Source organism: Prevotella sp. 885 (assembly GCF_002265625.1).
In the GTDB taxonomy this organism is placed as follows: domain Bacteria; phylum Bacteroidota; class Bacteroidia; order Bacteroidales; family Bacteroidaceae; genus Prevotella.
The window spans coordinates 1-17,511 of the sequence record NZ_NOVE01000009.1 but is presented as its reverse complement, the minus strand read 5'-3'; the positions used below and the strand labels follow the sequence as shown (position 1 = coordinate 17,511).

Annotated in this window: 14 protein-coding genes and 1 pseudogene; 6 read left to right on the top strand and 9 right to left on the bottom strand. The window is 47.9% G+C overall.

Features of this window, described 5'->3' with window-relative positions:
- Positions 1-105: 105 nt before the first annotated feature.
- The 4 genes from feoB to CHL74_RS04765 form a co-directional block, all read right to left on the bottom strand.
- On the bottom strand, positions 106-2,631 hold the full coding sequence (feoB, locus tag CHL74_RS04780) for a ferrous iron transport protein B (RefSeq protein WP_094880028.1): 2,526 nt from the start codon (positions 2,629-2,631) through the stop codon (positions 106-108).
- An 82-nt stretch (positions 2,632-2,713) separates the two neighbouring features.
- The gene (locus CHL74_RS04775; RefSeq protein ID WP_094880027.1) at positions 2,714-3,478 is read right to left on the bottom strand and encodes a hypothetical protein; all 765 of its coding nucleotides are present in this window, start codon (positions 3,476-3,478) and stop codon (positions 2,714-2,716) included.
- A gap of 43 nt (positions 3,479-3,521) precedes the next feature.
- Positions 3,522-4,802: a Na+/H+ antiporter NhaC family protein gene (locus tag CHL74_RS04770; protein ID WP_094880026.1), complete on the bottom strand. Its 1,281-nt coding sequence runs from the start codon at positions 4,800-4,802 to the stop codon at positions 3,522-3,524.
- Between the two features lie 108 nt (positions 4,803-4,910).
- A complete protein-coding gene (locus CHL74_RS04765) occupies positions 4,911-5,972 on the bottom strand; it encodes a LacI family DNA-binding transcriptional regulator (RefSeq protein WP_094880025.1) in 1,062 nt (353 codons plus the stop codon).
- Positions 5,973-6,146: 174 nt separating this feature from the next.
- Here CHL74_RS04765 and CHL74_RS04760 point away from each other — a divergent pair, with 174 nt between their 5' ends.
- From CHL74_RS04760 to galK, 6 genes and pseudogenes are all read left to right on the top strand, one after another.
- Positions 6,147-9,689: a DUF5112 domain-containing protein gene (locus CHL74_RS04760; RefSeq protein WP_094880024.1), complete on the top strand. Its 3,543-nt coding sequence runs from the start codon at positions 6,147-6,149 to the stop codon at positions 9,687-9,689.
- Positions 9,665-10,390 (top strand): DUF5932 domain-containing protein, encoded by a 726-nt coding sequence (locus CHL74_RS04755; protein WP_094880023.1) that lies wholly within the window; start codon positions 9,665-9,667, stop codon positions 10,388-10,390. The genes CHL74_RS04760 and CHL74_RS04755 overlap by 25 nt, the downstream gene beginning before the upstream one ends.
- Positions 10,380-10,991, top strand: a complete 612-nt coding sequence (locus CHL74_RS04750; RefSeq protein WP_141241234.1) for an AbgT family transporter — start codon at positions 10,380-10,382, stop codon at positions 10,989-10,991. The genes CHL74_RS04755 and CHL74_RS04750 overlap by 11 nt, the downstream gene beginning before the upstream one ends.
- 150 nt (positions 10,992-11,141) lie before the next feature.
- Positions 11,142-12,234: pseudogene (locus CHL74_RS04745) on the top strand (aldose epimerase family protein).
- A 155-nt stretch (positions 12,235-12,389) separates the two neighbouring features.
- Positions 12,390-13,691, top strand: a complete 1,302-nt coding sequence (locus tag CHL74_RS04740; protein ID WP_094880021.1) for an MFS transporter — start codon at positions 12,390-12,392, stop codon at positions 13,689-13,691.
- 107 nt (positions 13,692-13,798) lie between these two features.
- A complete protein-coding gene (gene galK / locus CHL74_RS04735; protein WP_094880020.1) occupies positions 13,799-14,959 on the top strand; it encodes a galactokinase in 1,161 nt (386 codons plus the stop codon).
- Between the two features lie 112 nt (positions 14,960-15,071).
- Here the strand turns inward: galK and CHL74_RS04730 are convergent, their stop codons facing one another.
- The 5 genes from CHL74_RS04730 to CHL74_RS04710 all read right to left on the bottom strand — a co-directional run bounded on the left by CHL74_RS04730 (position 15,072) and on the right by CHL74_RS04710 (position 17,115).
- Complete coding sequence (locus CHL74_RS04730) at positions 15,072-15,473, bottom strand: N-acetylmuramoyl-L-alanine amidase (RefSeq protein WP_094880019.1); 402 nt, start codon at positions 15,471-15,473, stop codon at positions 15,072-15,074.
- A 112-nt stretch (positions 15,474-15,585) separates the two neighbouring features.
- The gene (locus CHL74_RS04725) at positions 15,586-15,825 is read right to left on the bottom strand and encodes a hypothetical protein (RefSeq protein WP_094880018.1); all 240 of its coding nucleotides are present in this window, start codon (positions 15,823-15,825) and stop codon (positions 15,586-15,588) included.
- 40 nt (positions 15,826-15,865) lie between these two features.
- Complete coding sequence (locus tag CHL74_RS04720) at positions 15,866-16,303, bottom strand: hypothetical protein (RefSeq protein WP_094880017.1); 438 nt, start codon at positions 16,301-16,303, stop codon at positions 15,866-15,868.
- Between the two features lie 25 nt (positions 16,304-16,328).
- Positions 16,329-16,760, bottom strand: coding sequence for a hypothetical protein (locus CHL74_RS04715; protein WP_094880016.1), 432 nt, complete (start codon positions 16,758-16,760; stop codon positions 16,329-16,331).
- A gap of 136 nt (positions 16,761-16,896) precedes the next feature.
- Positions 16,897-17,115, bottom strand: a complete 219-nt coding sequence (locus CHL74_RS04710) for a DUF4248 domain-containing protein (protein ID WP_094880015.1) — start codon at positions 17,113-17,115, stop codon at positions 16,897-16,899.
- Positions 17,116-17,511 lie beyond the last annotated feature (396 nt).

Genomic DNA, 17,511 nt, shown 5'->3' with positions numbered 1-17,511 from the left:
CATGAAAAACACGTTGCAAAGATAATTTTTATTTGCGTCTATTACAAGTGTTTTATTGATATTAATCAATCTTATAACATTATTTAATATTTCATGATAAAAATACTAAACTATTAACTTTCCAATTTGGTAAACCAGGGCAGAAACCACCCATGCCAGCAATGTGGTATATGTGGCTGCGAAGGCTGCCCACTTCCATGAGCCTGTCTCGTTCTTTATGGCTGCGATAGTGGCGATGCAGGGGAAATAGAGCAGGACGAACACCAGGAAGCTGTATGCCACGAGCGGCGTGATGCCGTCTGCGAGCATCTGATGCTCAAGATGGCGGTAAGCCTGCTCGCTTCCTTCCTCTGCAGCATCGTCGCTGGTGTAGAGGATGCCCATCGTGGACGCCACAATCTCTTTGGCACCTACGCCTGATACGACTGCTACGTCAAGCTTCCAGTCGAAGCCCTGAGGACGGAATACGGGCTCGATGGCATGTCCGATATGTCCGATGAAGCTTTGCTCTTGCTGTTCCTGCTTTGTGAGCTGGTCGTTATGCGGGAAATAGCCGAGCGCCCATACTATGAGACTTGCCACAAGGATGATGCCTCCCATTTTCTTCAGATATTCCTTGCCCTTCTGCCAGGTGTGGCGTCCGATGGCTTTGGCTGTTGGGAATCGGTAGGGTGGCAGCTCCATTACGAACGGCGTGTCTTCTCCCTTGAAAAGGAACTTGCTGAAGAGACGGCTCATCAGCACAGCCATTAGGATGCCTATGATGTAGAGCGAGAACATGATGGTGGATCGGTATTGTTGTGCGAACATCGTTCCGATTATCATTATATATATAGGGAATCGGGCGGAACAGCTCATCAGGGGGAGAATGAGCATGGTGATGAATCGGCTACGCTTGCTCTCGATGGTACGTGTTGCCATGACAGCCGGAACGTTACATCCGAATCCCATTATAAGTGGTATGAACGACTTGCCGTGAAGTCCCATCTTGTGCATCAGCTTGTCCATAATGAAGGCTGCGCGTGCCATATAGCCGCTGTCCTCCATGAAAGATATGAAGAAGTAGAGGATGAGGATTTGGGGGAGGAACACTATTACTGAACCCACGCCGCCTATGACGCCGTCCACCAGCATATCCTTAATAGGACCCTGCGGCATGTTGTCAGAAACGAGACTTCCAATCCATTCCACCAAGGACTCAATCCATTCCATAGGATATTGACCGAGTGAGAACGTGGCTTCGAACATCACCCATATCATTATGAGGAAAATCGGGAATCCCACGTACTTGTTGGTTATGACGTTGTCAATAAGGTGTGTGATGAAGTATGTGTCTTTCTTGTCGCCGGTCTTATATCCTGCCTCTTTCAGGGCGCCGTGTATGAATCCGTACTTGGCGTCCATGATGGCTGTCTCGCTATCCTCGTGTGTGTATTCGAGGATATCTGCCATGGCTTTGTCTCGGGCTGCGAAAATCTTCTTGCTTGGTTCCGATCCGTCATCCAGGAGCTTGACGGCTTCCTTGTCCTTCTCGAGAAGCTTTATGGCAAGATAGCGGGTGGAGTATTTATGACGCAGCTGACCGTCCTCCTTGAGGATGGCCTGGATAGAGTTGATGCCTGCTTCGACGTATTGTCCGTGATTGATGTGGATGTGACGGATGACGTTGTTCTTCGGCTTGATGCCGCTGGCGAAGTCTTCCTCATGATCCGAGCTGTCCGCCTTGTCCTTATCATACTGCTCATGCCATTGTCTGATGCCTTCGGCTATTTCGGGCGACATATTACCCTTGGTGTCGAGGAAGTCGAGACCTTCATACATGTTGATGATGATATGGAAGAGGAGTTCCACGCCACGTCCTGTGGTGAATGTGGTCGGAATCATCGGAACGCCGAAGAGCTGTCCGAGCCTCGTATAGTCGACGTTGTCGCCACGCTTCTCCGTCTCGTCGAACATGTTCAGGGCGCAGACCATTCTGAGGTTCATGTCTATGAGCTGTGTCGTGAGATAGAGATTTCGCTCCAGGTTGCTTGCGTCAATAACGTTGATGATGACGTCAGGAGTATGCTCGATGATCTGCTTTCTGACGTAAAGTTCTTCTGGAGAATATGCTGAGAGCGAATATGTGCCGGGAAGGTCGACGATATTAAACTCGTATCCCTCGAACGAGGCATGGCCCACCTTGGCGTCCACAGTTACGCCTGAGTAATTGCCGACACGCTCATGAGCTCCGGAAGCGAAATTGAAGAGTGAAGTCTTGCCGCAGTTCGGATTGCCGATAAGAGCCACGTTTATGGTGCGTCGTTTCTTCATGGCAGCGTTACGCAGCTGTGTGTCTGAGAGGTAATGGTTGCTGGCAGGGATTGGTTCAGCCGTTTCGTTCCGGCTTTCCATCTTTGCCGCTTCCTCTTCAGATACCACCTCTATCATCTCCGCCTCGGAATGGCGAAGCGACACTTCATAGCCCATTATCTTGTATTTTACGGGATCCTGAAGGGGCGCGTTCTGAAGCACGTCCACCACCTTTCCTTTGATGAATCCCATCTCGACGATGCGTTTACGGAATCCGCCATGTCCTGTCACCTTGACTATGACTCCGCGTTGTCCTGTTTTTAAATCAGATAATTTCATGTGTCTTTAATAAAAATTATTCTTGCAAAGTTACTGCAATTTATGTTTTTCGACAATACCTAATAGTAGGTATCGAGGTATGTTATTCTGCCAAATTAGAGAGACTGGCAACGAATCTCACACATAGCGTGCTGACGGCTTCCATGGGAGCGTACTGCATGTATCGGTGGCAGTTGCGAATGGTTTGGAGCATCACCTTGTTATTGTTCTCAATCATACCGTTGGAGAGCTGTCTGACATGCCATTCGTCAGCCTTGATGCGCAAAGGATGGTCAATGGAGTAAGTGACAAGCGTGTGTGCCGACTTGTCCATATATTCCATATATTGTATTTCGTCAGCCTCGAAGCCAAGCGAATCTACAAGAATGGAAGCCTCGAGTTGTGCCATTCGGAAGATGTGCAGATCGTGCAACCATTTGGTCAGCTTTATGTAGTCAATCTTGTGACCGTCCTGCCGTATGTATTGCCCGATTTTTATGATGTATCCCAACGAAAATCCGTAGGTTATTATGGACTGTGTGGCCTGTACGATGATGTCGAGCATATTGAGCGTCTCTATAGATGCGTCCTCCGAGAGAGGCTCGTTCTCACGGATGCTCATCAGCTTACGGTTGAGCCAAGCGTTGCTCAGGTGTGAGGCTCCTGCGTCAGGAATGGATTGTCCGGACACGGTCAAGCCTTTGTCAAGGCTGTCGCCCACCCAGTTGTCCACCAGGTGTATCTTTGCCACGCTAAGGAGAACTTTCCACTTGAAGTCTGACATAGCTTCAATGGGCAGTTGCTCGCCGAAAGCTCCGTTTCGGAGCAGATTGAGGAAATTGCGCTTGATAATGTCCATATTTGCCATTATATTTATAATGTGTAAGATTACTTGTAATGATAATTAGGGGCTATGCATATTTCTTCGGATACCTAACCACTATTGATAGCGCCACGCATACGATGAGTGCCATTGGGTAATAGAGATAGGGGATGATCTCCATTGGAGCAAGCTGGGACAGACCTGACGCCATAAGCATCTGGGCGCCGTAGGGGATGATGGCCTGCACGCAACATGAACTGGTGTCGAGAATGCTGGCGGCACGTCGGTTGTCGATGCCATATTTCTGGCTTATCCGTTTGGCAATGTTGCCGACGGAAATGATGGCCACGGTATTGTTGGCTGTGCAGACATCCACGATAGCAACGAGCAAGGCTATCACGCTTTCTGCTCCTCGCTTGCCGCTTATCCGTGACGAAATCTTCTCTATGATGTATTCGATGCCGCCATTACGACGTACCACCTCAAACATGCCTCCTGCAAGCATCGTGACGATAATCAGCTCGCCCATGGATGTAATGCCGTCTCCCATGGCGTGAAGCAGAGGGAAGAGTCCGGCTGCGCCTGTGCCAAGACCAACAGCCAAAGTCATAATGATGCCTATAACCAAGACTATCGAAACATTCAGTCCCATTATGGCTGTCAGCAGAACGGCTATGTATGGTATGACCTTCCATATATTGACATCGTATGAGGATGTGCTTGTGTGCATATCCATTCCCATGAACGTGTAGATGGCAAGGATGACGACTGCTGCAGGAAGCGTGATGTAGAAGTTCACTCTGAACTTGTCCTTCATGCTGCATCCCTGAGAGCTTGTGGCGGCTATGGTGGTGTCAGAGATGAATGAGAGGTTGTCTCCGAAGAAGGCTCCTCCCACCACGATGGCAGTCATGAGTGCCGTGCTGACCCCTAAGGATTGTGCCAGTCCTGCCGCTATTGGCACAAGAGCAACAATCGTGCCCACACTCGTGCCGATGGACAGGCTTATGAAGCATGTTGCAAGAAAAAGGCCCGGCAACAACATGTTGTTAGGCAGGACGGACAACATAAGATTTACGGTAGCGTCTACCGAACCGATGGTCTTTGCTGTATTGGCGAAAGCTCCAGCCAAGACAAATATCCATATCATCAGCATGATGTTCTCGCTGCTGGCGCCTTTGCTGAAAACGTTTATTCTGGCGCTCAGGTTCTTGGCCTTGCAGATGCAGACAGCATATATGCAGGATACCATGAATGCCACGCTTATGGGAATGGCATAGAAGTCTGCCTTTATGATTGACGTCAGAAGATAAATCGCTATAAAAACGAATAAGGGGCTGAGGGCAAATAGTCCTTTTCTGTTGTTCATTTTTTATTATAATAAATAAAATGTGTGCCACAGAATCTGAATCGCTTCAAATTGTGACACACAATTAAGATGTTTGGCACGGCTGTATATGTGTTATGTCAGCTCGGTTTAGAGCTGCGTGCGTCTGTAGAAATCCACGTTCTCCTTTGTGAGAAGCTCGATGGGCATGTAGTTGACCAGCTGCACTTTCTTGCGCAAGACGATGGCTTTGAAGAGGGTGTCTATGCAGCTGTAGCCTTGCTGATAGCCATGCTGCGCTATGAGGAAGGAGATGCTGCCCTGTCGCAGACATTCGGCATTCTTTGCCACCATGTCATATCCCATTATCTGAATGTCGCGACGGTTGTTTCGCAAGAGATAGTCTCCAACGATATGGGCTTTTGAGTTTAGGGTGATGCAATGATGGATATTGTGATGTGTGTCGAAGAATTCTTTCAGAATAGCGTCATATTCGGCACGTGTGCCTTTGAAAGGTACACAAAGTTCCGTAATCTTTATGTTAGGGAAATGATCTACCATGTAATGGCGGAATCCCACCTCACGGTTTACCTGCTGCTTGCTGGTCACATGTCCGTCCTTCATCTGCTTGAGAAGCATAATCTCGGTTTCGTTGGATGCGATCAGCATGAGCATCTTTGCTGCAAAATAACCACTACAGAACGAGTCCTGACCGAAGAACGACAAGGGCTTGAGGTCAGGCATGTAAGAGTCGAGAAAAACGAAGGGTATCTGACGTGCGTGCAACTGGTCGGTAAAGTCGCGCGTAATTTCTATTTCATTTGGGACGATCACGACGCCGTTGGGATTTGAGTCGAGGCATTTGGTGTAACAGTCTACGAATGCTTCCTTGTTGAAGCGCTCGTAATAATAGAATTCCACGTCTATATGGAAGTCGCGTCTTACCTCCATGGCTTTTTTCACGCCCTGTTCGATTTCCTCCCAATATGCTTCCGACTCGTGCTGCGGAAGCACAACATTGAAAATGTATGACTTGTTATATGCCAAAGCACTTGCATACACATTGGGCTGGTAGTTCATTTCCTTTAGAGCAGCCTCCACCTTCTCACGAGCAGGTTTCGAAACGTTCGGTCTGTCGTGAAGCACACGGTCAACCGTTCCTACAGATACTCCGGCGCGTTGCGCAATATCCTTAATTCTGATCTTTTCCATTTTGTTTATCGAGTAGTTATTGTACAGCTTTGTTTGTGCAAAGTTACAACAAAAAGTGTAAATTGTGTAAAAACACACAAATAAATTGTTTGATATTGTGCTTTTAGCTTTATAATCTCATCCTTTTTCTGATTATATTACGTATCTTTGCAGCACATAGGTCTGATTATTAACATGAAATATAAGCTTTTCTCACATATATCCGTCATTGTGCTGCCAATGCTGTTTGTGGTATTGGCATGCCTTTCGTGCGACAATAAGGAGAGTGTTATGCGTATTGACCACTATAATGACGTGTCATACCAAAACCATTATCGTTCGCTCGAAACCACGAAGCGTTATGCACAAAGGGCTTTGATATTGGCTGAAAATATCGGTTATGATGACGGAAAGGCGGAAGCGCTTAACAATCTGGCTTTTGTCAGCATCGCAAAGATGGATTATGACAAGGCGTATGACCTGCTCAATCAGGTGGCAAGCACAACAGACAATACTATTGAGCTGCTTGTGGCAAAGGTGCAGCTTATGCGCTTGTGCCAGCGACAGTCTGAAAACAAGAATTTTTATCATCACAACCAACGTGCCCTACTGTATATGCGCCGTATAGAGGAAGACAAGCAACTCCTGGACGAGCGTCAGAAAGCACGTATGGTTTATGCACGTACAGAATATGACATCGTGTTGTCATCTTACCTTTACTATGTGGGACAATACGAGAAATCGGCTGAATGTCTGAATGCCATCGACCCTAATGGGGAAATTGTGAAAGACACGGCTCAAATGCTGTCCTATCTATATAATGTTGGAGCAGGAGGCATTCTCAAGGCATCGTCCAAAGCGCAATTAGAGCAGGATGAGTTCGACTACCTTATCAGATGCTATGTTCTTTCAAGACAATACAGATTCTACTTCTGGGAAGCAAACTCTCTTCAGGCTATTAGCGAGCACATACAAAATCCAGCTTCAAGAAAGAACTTGATAAAAGCCAACTATCCTGAGTTTGAATATATAAACGTAGACGATATGCCTGACAGCCTCCTTGCCGGAAACCTCGCACAACGTGCCTTGGTGCTCTTTGCGCGCTATGGCGACACGTATCAGGCAGCTGGAGCCTGGCGTACGCTTTCCGAGGCTTACAGCTCGATAGGCGACTATCCTTCCTCCCTGATTTGCCTTAACAATGCTCTCAGTCAGGACACAGCCATAAACGCAGCTCCTGACCTTGTGGCGTCCATACGCGAACAGCTCTCTATTGTATATTCTGCCATCGACGACAAGAGACAAAGCGACTATAACCGCAATCTCTATCTTGACATTCAGGAACGTACGAGGCAGGACCGCATGCTTGAGGCACGTGCCGAACAGCTCGACTCGTCGCTAAAAGAACTCGACATAATGATAGGCACAGCCATCATAGCCATCCTTTTGCTCGCAAGCTTGCTGGTCTATATAGTCCTGAAGCGTCGCAAGAATCGTCCGTCGTTTCCGTTAGAAGAGATTGAGGAGCTAAAGGAGGAATGGGTAAAGAAAAAGGAAGAGCTGACCGAATCGCTCCGTGACCGAATCGTGGAAACCGAAGAGGAGACTGGGGCTGCAGAATGCCAGCTTGATAACTACAGAAGGCGAAACATCGAGCAACGTGCAAAGGTGTTTTTCGCTTCCAGCGTCATGCCTCTTATAAATCGCATGAAACGCGAAGTGGAGAAGATGGCGTACAAGGTGGAGGCTCCGTCAGAGGTGAAGGAAGAAACCGAATATGTGCAGCTATGCCTTAATACTATCGAGTTGTATAACGGACGACTGACAGACTGGATAAAGCTCAGTAAAGGCGACTTCATGATGCATATAGAGAGTTTCTGCATGGAAGAACTGTTTGCTGTACTGGCAAAGTCTGCCATGGAATATCGTATGCGAGGCATTACGCTCGACATAAAACCTACAGACGTCGTGGTAAAGGCTGACCGAACTATGACATTATTCATGATAAATACCATAACTGACAACGCTCGTAAGTTCACTCCTTCGGGAGGACGTATAGTACTGGAAGCATGTGTGTTGGACGATTCGATTGAAGTTTCGGTTACAGATAACGGAAAGGGTATGACCAAAGAACAGACCCAACAGATATTCAACCATAATGTCATACAGGAAAGCAAGAGCGGCGGACATGGATTCGGACTGATCAACTGTAAAGGCATCATAGAGAAATACCGCAAGCTAAGCAGTCTTTTCAACGTCTGCACAATAGGAGTAGAGAGTGAACCTGGTAAGGGAAGCCGCTTCTTCTTCCGTCTTCCCAAGGGTATAAGACGGACGCTTGCCATTCTGATAATCCTTGCCGCAGGATTGCAGGGCGCCATGGCAGAACAGCAGCATAATGCTGCAGGAAAAGCTACTGCACAACAGTCTTATTATGCACGTAAGGCTGCTGCATTTGCCGATAGCGCTTACTACTCGAACATTAGAGGCAATTACTATAAAACCCTGATCTTCGCCGACAGTTGCCTAAACTGCATAAACGAACAAAGACTCTTGCTGATGGCTGACGACGAAAGAGCGGGGAAGAAAGCCAAAATGATGAAGCTGTTCGGAGACTATCCTTCCGTTGCAGCCGAACTTGAATGGTTGCAGAACGGAGTGAAAGTAGACTATAACATCATTCTGGATGTGCGTAACGAGACAGCCGTCGCCGCCCTGGCGCTACATAAATGGTCGCTCTATTCGTACAACAACAGCATATACACGCAGATGTTCCGCTTTCTGAGTGCTGACGCCACCTTGCCTTCTTACGTAAGCGCCATGCAGGAGTCGGAAAGCAACCGAAATGTGGCTATGGCTGTTCTGATAATAGTGCTCTTGATGATATTCCCGGTTTACTACCCATTATATTATCGTCATAGACTTTCTTATCATTTCTGGACGGACAAGATAGGTCAGACGGAGGAATTGCTGAAAATGACAGATATGGACGTATCGTTGTTCATAAAGAATATGGAGGCGTTATGGCGAAACGAAAATAACAAGCTACGACTCGACAAAGTGCCTGACGAAATTTCAGGTATAGTGAACGAGATTATCCTTACGGCAAAGAAATATGAGAAAGCCAAAGAAGATCTTAACGAAGAAGAGGAAATAAAGAAGGACAACCTCCGGCGAGCTATTACAGATCGTGACAGGCTATACGTAGCCAATAATGTCCTTGACAACTGTCTGTCCTCCCTCAAGCACGAAACCATGTATTATCCCTCACGACTGAAGCAGATGCTGGATAGGGGAGGGGAAGTACGTTTTACAGCAGAACTTGTGGAGTATTACGAACTCATCTATTCTTCGCTCCTCAAGCAGGCTGTCTCCACTCTTGGCGATGTCGGAGGATTTTTGCGTACGCCAGAACTGATGCGTTATCTGACAACTCTTCTTAAACGCAAGAATGGCGGAAACAAACCAAGTGTTGAAATCAACCAGGCAGAAAACGGTTACGTCGTCATCTCGCTTGCCATGAACGCCCTAAGGCTGACGTCAGAACAGGCCAAGAATCTGTTCTCGCCTTTGACAACGGACGTCGATTTTCTGGTATGTTGCCAGATAATGCGCGACATAGGCGAGATAACGGGAGCACGGGCTTGCGGAATATCGGCATCCGTAGATAATAAGGACCAAACAATAATAAAAATAAAGACAACTAAAGAAACATGGAAAAATTCACAATTATCATAGTAGAAGACGTACCCTTGGAACTCCGTGGAACCGAGGGCATTCTCAGAACAGAGGTGCCGGAAGCTGAGGTTATAGGAACGGCAGATTCGGAACTTGCATTTTGGGAAGTATTCGCCAAGCAGCAACCCGACCTCGTATTGCTCGACCTTGGACTCGGCGGCTCAACAACCGTCGGTATTGAGATCTGCCGTAAGCTGAAGACTAATCATAAAGAGGTGAAAGTGTTGATTTTTACGGGCGAGATTCTCAACGAACGTCTTTGGGTGGACGCTCTCGATGCAGGATGTAACGGCATTATCCTCAAGAGTGGCGAACTCCTTACGCGTGACGACGTCATCAACACGATGGAAGGCGACAAGCTGGTCTTCAACAAGCCCATTCTTGACCGTATCGTGGAATGCTTCAGACTGACCATCGAAGCCCAGACGCTCCATCAGGAATCGATGGTGAAGTACGAAATCGACGAGTATGACGAACGCTTCCTGCGCCACTTGGCTTTAGGCTATACCAAGGAACAGATATCCAACCTGCGTGCTATGCCATTTGGCGTCAAGAGCCTCGAAAAGAGACAGAACGAGCTGGTGCAGAAACTCTTTCCGCTTGGCAACGGCGGAGCCGGAATAAACGCCACACGTCTGGTGGTGAAAGCCATCGAACTCCATATTCTTGACATAAACAATCTTGTAGCCGATGACGATTAAACATCAACGTCTGATGGCGTATGCCTCGTGTGTGCTCCTCCTGCTGCAAGTCATTACCGTGCTTGTGTCATGGGTATGGGGATCTGTCATACTCGACACGAATGTCAGCTCCCTCCTGACAGCCGACGGCGTAAGATGGTTCTGCAGCAGCTTGGTCGACAACGTACGTTCGCCCTTGCTTATCTATATATTGCTCATAGGGCTTACGGCAGGACAAGTAAAGCGCAGCAAAATCCTTGCAGACCTGGCATCCTTCAGCACATTGCCCTCCTTCCAGCGTAAGGCCATGACCGTGGCGTTATGGGAGATAGCCGCCATTCTTGTGGTGGTGGCTTATCTGACATTAGCCCCGCATGCCGTCCTCTTAAGCGCCCTCGGCACCTTATTTCCGAGCAGCTTCTCCGCCTTCCTCGTCCCTTTGTTGTGTACGATGGCAGGCGTGGCAAGCATCACCTATGGCTGTATATGCGGAAACATACGCTCAGGAAGCGATGTCTTTGACGCAGCCGTGGAAGGAGGACAGATGTCCGTACCATACGTTATCGTGTATATGCTGTCAGCCGAACTTTATAGCTCGGTATGTTGGGTTTGGGGGATTTAGCTGGCTCATATCAGCTATATCCAATACCTGATATTTTAAAGATTAATTGTTTTTAACGGGCGGTTGCGGAAATTTCTTAATTAATTTTTGTGAATTACATCTTTTTTTATTTACTTTGCACTATAGAAATATCAACTAAAAACTTAGATTATGAACAACATTACCGAAACTGAAAACGTTTGTGGTTTGAAAAAGAACTGATTTTCAAACCACTATTGGTGGTAAGCAGACCGATCTCTATATCCTGAGAAACAATCAAGGCAATGAGGTTGCTATTACTAACTATGGTGGCGCTATCGTAGCTATCATGGTGCCGGACAAGAACGGAAATCGCGCCAACGTAATACAGGGACACGACAACATCCAGGACGTAATAAACTCTCCGGAGCCTTATTTGTCTACTCTTATCGGACGATATGGCAATCGCATTTGCCGCGGCCATTTCCAGCTCAACGGAAAGGAATACAACCTTGCCATCAACAACGGCCCTAACAGCCTTCATGGAGGTAAGAACGGATTCAACGCCAAGGTTTGGGAAGCCCTTCAGATGAACGACAGCACGCTTGTGTTGAAGTATATCAGCCCCTATGGAGAAGAAGGATATACCGGAGAAATGAAGGTTACGGTAGAGTATTCGTTCACGGACGATAACGAGCTTGTAATCGAATACATGGCTACAACCAACAAGAAGACTGTCGTTAACCTTACAAGCCACGGATTCTTCTCTTTGGCAGGTATCGCAAATCCTACACCCACTATCGAAAACCTTGAGTGCGAGATTAACGCAGACTTCTATATCCCCATCGACAACACATCCATTCCTACAGGCGAAATCCGCTTAGTAAAAGACACTCCCTTCGATTTCCGTACGCCGAAGACCGTCGGCAGAGACATCGATGCAGACGACGAGCAGATAAAGAACGGAGCCGGATACGACCATTGCTTCGTACTCAACAAGAAGGAAGAAGGCGAACTGTCGTTTGCAGCTCGCATTAAGGAACCCGTAAGCGGACGTACCATGGAGGTCTATACCACGGAGCCAGGCGTTCAGGTATATACAGACAACTGGGCAGACGGATATAAGGGTCAGCATGGCGCCACCTTCCCCCGTCGTAGTGCCATCTGCTTCGAAGCCCAGCACTTCCCCGATTCGCCCAACCGTCCATACTTCCCGTCAGTAGTCCTTAAGCCAGGACAGGTCTACACCCAGAAGACGGTCTATAAGTTTGGCGTGGAGAAGTAAAAAAAACGATAACTATAATAAAAACAATTAGCGATTGAGAGTTGGAAGCACAAGTTTCTGATTCTCAATCGTTAATGCAAATAAATTAAAGTAAAAGAAATTCCCCCAACACTTGAAAATAATAACCAATAAATAATATAACTAAAACAAAAAACATGGGAAATTCCTCTAAAAAACAGGGCAGTATCGTAGCCATCATGGCGATGATATTCCTCTTTGCTATGATTGCCTTTGTGACAAATCTTTGCTCGCCTATGGCTGTCATTCTGAAAAATGCTTTCAAGGTACCTGAAGCACTTGCACAGGTAGGTAATTATGGTAACTTTGGCGCATATTTTCTTATGGGTGTTCCGGCTGGATTGCTTATTGACAAGTTCGGTTACAAGAAGACTGCCATTGCAGCCTTGGTAGTAGGCATCATTGGCTTGCTCATCCAATGGGTCAGCGGTTCTATGGGCTTCGTCGTTTACCTTATCGGCGCCTTTATCTCTGGTCTTTGCATGTGTATGCTCAACACAGTAGTAAACCCGATGCTCAACCTTCTTGGTGGTGGCGGTAGCACAGGCAACCAGCTCATCCAGATTGGTGGCGTATTCAATTCTGCTGCTGCCGTTTGCGTATATATGCTTATGGGTAGCCTTATTGGTGACGCTTCAAAGGCTCAAGTGTCTGATGCAGCTCCAGCTCTCTTCATCGCCCTTGCCATCTTCATCTTTGCTCTTGTGGTTATCTTCTTCACAAAGATTGAGGAGCCCAAGACCGGTTCAAGCAATAGTGTTCAGAAAACAGAAGACAAGTATAGCTGCTACTCATTCCGTCACTTCAAGCTCGGCATGCTCGCCATTGCCGTTTACGGCGCAGTAGAGGTAGGTCCTCCTACATACATTCTCAGTTATCTTACAGCTGCTAAGGACGCCGTCAATCCCGGACTTGGCATGGATGCCGGCTATTGCGGCACTCTCGGAGCCGTATACTTCATCTTCATGCTCATCGGTCGTTTCGTTGGCGGTATGGTAGGTGGCAAGGTTTCGCCTAAGGCCATGATTGCTACAGTTAGCTTCGTTGCTATGGTTCTCGTTGCTTTGGGTATGATTCTCCCGACTTCTCAGACCATCAGCTGCCCGGGTATCAACTATACAACCATGAGCTTTGTATGGGGTGAGGTTCCGGTAGGCATCTTCGCATTCTTGCTCATAGGCCTTTGTGCTTCAGTTATGTGGGGCGGTATCTTCAACCTCGCCACAGAGGGACTCGGCAAGTACACAGCCAAGGCTTCAGGCGCATTTATGATGATGGTTGCAGGTTTTGCCGTTATGATTTGGCTCCAGGCATTTGTCGTTGACCTCACACACAACTACATCACCAGCTTCATCGTTGTGCTTCTGAGTGCAGCATACATCTTCTACTTCGCATTCTGGGGTTCGAAGAACGTCAATACAGACATCCCAGTAGAATAACAACTAAAAAAACCAATAAAGACTTGCCCCCATTATGACTTCATCGTCTCAGGAGCAAGTCTTTTTTAAATATCAAATTATTATTATTAACTTTAAAACTTTTAATCATGGATATCGAATTCGTAAGAAGCCGCTTCATCAAGCATTTCGACGGCAAAACAGGTAATATCTATCAGTCTCCGGGCCGTATCAATCTTATCGGAGAGCATACCGACTATAACGGAGGTTTCGTATTCCCGGGAGCTGTCGACACAGGCATCATGGCAGAGATTCGTCCTAACGGCACAAACACAATCATGTGCTACTCAATCGACCTCAAGGACCGCGTAGAGTTCAAGGTGGACGATCCTCAGGGACCACGCGCAAGCTGGGCACGCTACATCTATGGCGTTGTGCAGGAGATGCGCAAGCTTGGCGTAGACGTTAAGGGCTTCAATACAGCATTTGCCGGCGACGTACCCCTCGGAGCTGGTATGTCATCATCAGCAGCACTTGAGAGCTGCTTCGCTTTCGGTCTGAACGACCTCTTCGCTGACAACAAGATCAGCAAGTGGGATCTGGCTCTCGTAGGACAGGCCACAGAGCACAACTATTGTGGCGTTAATTGTGGCATCATGGACCAGTTTGCCAGCGTCTTCGGCAAGGAAGGATGCCTCATGCGTCTCGACTGCAACAGCCGCGAGTTCGAGTACTTCCCGTTCCGTCCTGTCGGATACAAGCTCGTATTGCTCAACTCTTGCGTAAAGCACGAACTTGCAGGTTCGCCTTACAACGACCGCCGCAACAGCTGCGAGAATGTCGTAAAGCATATCGCAGCAAAGCATCCTGAGGCACATTTCCAGACTCTCCGCGACTGCACATGGGAGCAGCTTGAGGAAGTCAAGGCTGAGGTAGGAGAGGAAGACTACAAGCGTGCCCACTTCGTTCTTGGCGAGAAAGACCGCGTTCTTGCTGTCTGCGACGCCCTTAACGCTGGCGACTACGAGACAGTAGGCAAGAAGATGTACGAGACACACGAAGGTCTGAGCAAGGAGTATGAGGTATCATGCGAAGAGCTCGACTTCCTCAACGACATCGCCAAGGAGAACGGCGTAACCGGTAGCCGTATCATGGGTGGCGGCTTCGGCGGCTGCACCATCAACCTCGTCAAGGAAGAACTCTACGATCAGTTCGTAGCTGACGCAAAGGCAAAGTTCTCTGCCAAGTACGGCAAGGAGCCCAAGGTTATTGATGTTGTCATCAGCGAAGGCTCACACAAGGTCTGCTAATCGAAGACCATATTAGATCTGCTAATATGTGTGACTTCTAAAAAACATACAGAAAACCGACTGATTTTAAGTTTTGTCGCTTAAAGCCAGTCGGTTTTTTCTGTCCATCAACTTACTTATATTCCTCCGCCGCGTCAAAGCAGGGACAGGCTTTGGCGGCGAACTCACGGTGTCCGTGTACCCTTGCTTCAGGGAACATCCTCTTCAGCACGCCAATCAGCATCATCATGCTCTCGCGTTGCTCCTCCGTACGGGTGTCCTGAGGCTGTCCGTCTCTCGAGAGACCTCCCACGTAGCACACCCCGACGCTCGTCCCGTTATGTCCCTTGCAATGGGCGCCGACACGCTCAATGCTGCGTCCCATCTCTATCCTTCCATCCGTACGTACCACGAAGTGATAGCCGATGCAAGCGAAGCCCTGCGCCTTATGCCAACGGTCGATATCCTCAGCCGTGAAATACTTACCCTCACGAGTGGCAGAGCAATGAACGATAATCTCAGTAATCCTTCTCACATTTATTAATTATTAGTTATTATTTAGTATTTAGTAGTTATTATTTGGTAGGGTGCGAACTATTAGGGCGTAGCCAATTAATAAGTAATAAATAATAACTACTAAATGAGGCTCAGCGCCGAGTCCTTTCCTCCACGTACGCCCTCAACTCCGCATACTTCGTCTGAATGTATATCGCCACTCCGAAGATGCTTCCTGCGTAAATCAGGCATTCGGCGAAGATGCCCAGCACGCTTTCGTGTATCTGACCCACGGGAGGCGTGAAGAAGCCGATGACGGCAAGCGCGAAACCTCCTATCAGCATCCCTATGGCTGATGCCACTTGTATGTTTTCTCTTGTATTTTTGTCCATAAACACGTCTTATTCTTGATTATTAATTATTGATTATTGATTATGGCTGCTCCGTGTTCACCGAATCCGCCTTAGCCGTCGGCTTCACCTCCGCAGTCTTGGCCAGATTGTGCTTGGTGTTAACTTCGAGGCGACTGCTGCGAAACTCGTCCACGCCTCGGCAGCAGACAACCAGATTCAGGACATTCTCGGCAATGTTAAACTCCGGCCGCGTCTTCGCACCCTTCGAACGTACGCGAGCCTCGAAGATGCCCAGTCCGTCTATCCTTACCGACTTGCTCTCCAGACACAGCTCCTTGATGCAGCCCACGATGTCCGTGAGGATGGCAAGCAGCTGACCCTTCGAGAAGGGGGAGTTATGCGAAGCCATGTGCTCTGCCAACTCGTCCAGCCCAACTGTCTCGTCATAAACCGGACGAAGATAAAACTTGCCCTTAGTGCCGTTGTTTACCTTTGATTGATGTATCGTATAACGCATTTAGTTATTTATTATTTGTTATTTCTTAGTTATTACTTACCACTCCACGCACCACATACTCCACCTGCTTCCATTTCACGCCGAAACCGTTGCGGTCGTCGCCCCACATCCTCGACCTCATCGCGCCCGAGGGACGGAAGCTGAGATTCTTATTGCGAAGACAATCGTCGATGGTGCACTCCTTCGCGGTTTGCGCCCCCTTCGAGTTGGTCTTGATGCGGAAGATGCCGAGGTCAGGCAGCTTCACTTTCTTGCCCTCCGTGGTAAGCTCATAGATGCATCTCGCCATGTCCGTGATGATACCCTTCAGCTGACCCTTCGAGTAAGGGGCGTTGTGGCGTCGCATGTGTTCCGCCAGCCCCTCAATGTCGACAGTCTCCTCATGCACGATACGCGCATACCACTTGTCCTTGGTGGCGTTGTTGACGCCGCTCTTGTAAACGATGTACTTTAGCATACAAAATAGGATTTTTTAGTTAAACATTCAGATCATAAACTTTCACAACGCAAAGTTACGACATCCCCGCGACCCACTTATACGTTCCCATACGCAACGTGCGCCGCGAGGACATCTTCTCCATCTTTTTCTCCTCTCAAGGCTCCCCCAGATGCTCCACGATAAGCCTCACCTCGCGCGACGTAAACCACCTGGCGGTCTTGCAGTAGCCCAGACCTTCCAGCCCCACTAACAGAGGCACGTTGCGGTTTATCCATCTCATCAGCCTATTGACAGCCGTGTGCGGACTGGCATCCGGAAAATAGAAAAGAGCCAGCTCCTTCTTTGTGTAACTACGTACCTTAAATTCATCCATAAGAAAAACAAAAAATTAAAATTAATTATTATATACTCCCGCAGATTCCACGGATTCCCACGTATTTTGCTTGAGAATGTTGTCCCACAGATTCCACGGATTGTCACAGATTTTGCTTGAGAATATTCTCCCACAGATTCCACGGATTTTCACAGATTTTTTCTTGTGCTGCATTCGTGTGATTCGTGCTATTCGTGTTTTTTCGCACGCACCCACATCCGTGAAAATCTGTGACATCCGTGGGAGACTCCTCCGCACGCTTCTTAATGGGTGTTCTCCCACAGATTTCACGGATTTCCACAGATTTTTTCTTTGATTACGGATTTATCTGATTATTCTGCGCCATCCGTGGGAGAATAATTCCGCACCCAACATCCGTGTAAATACTGCGCCATC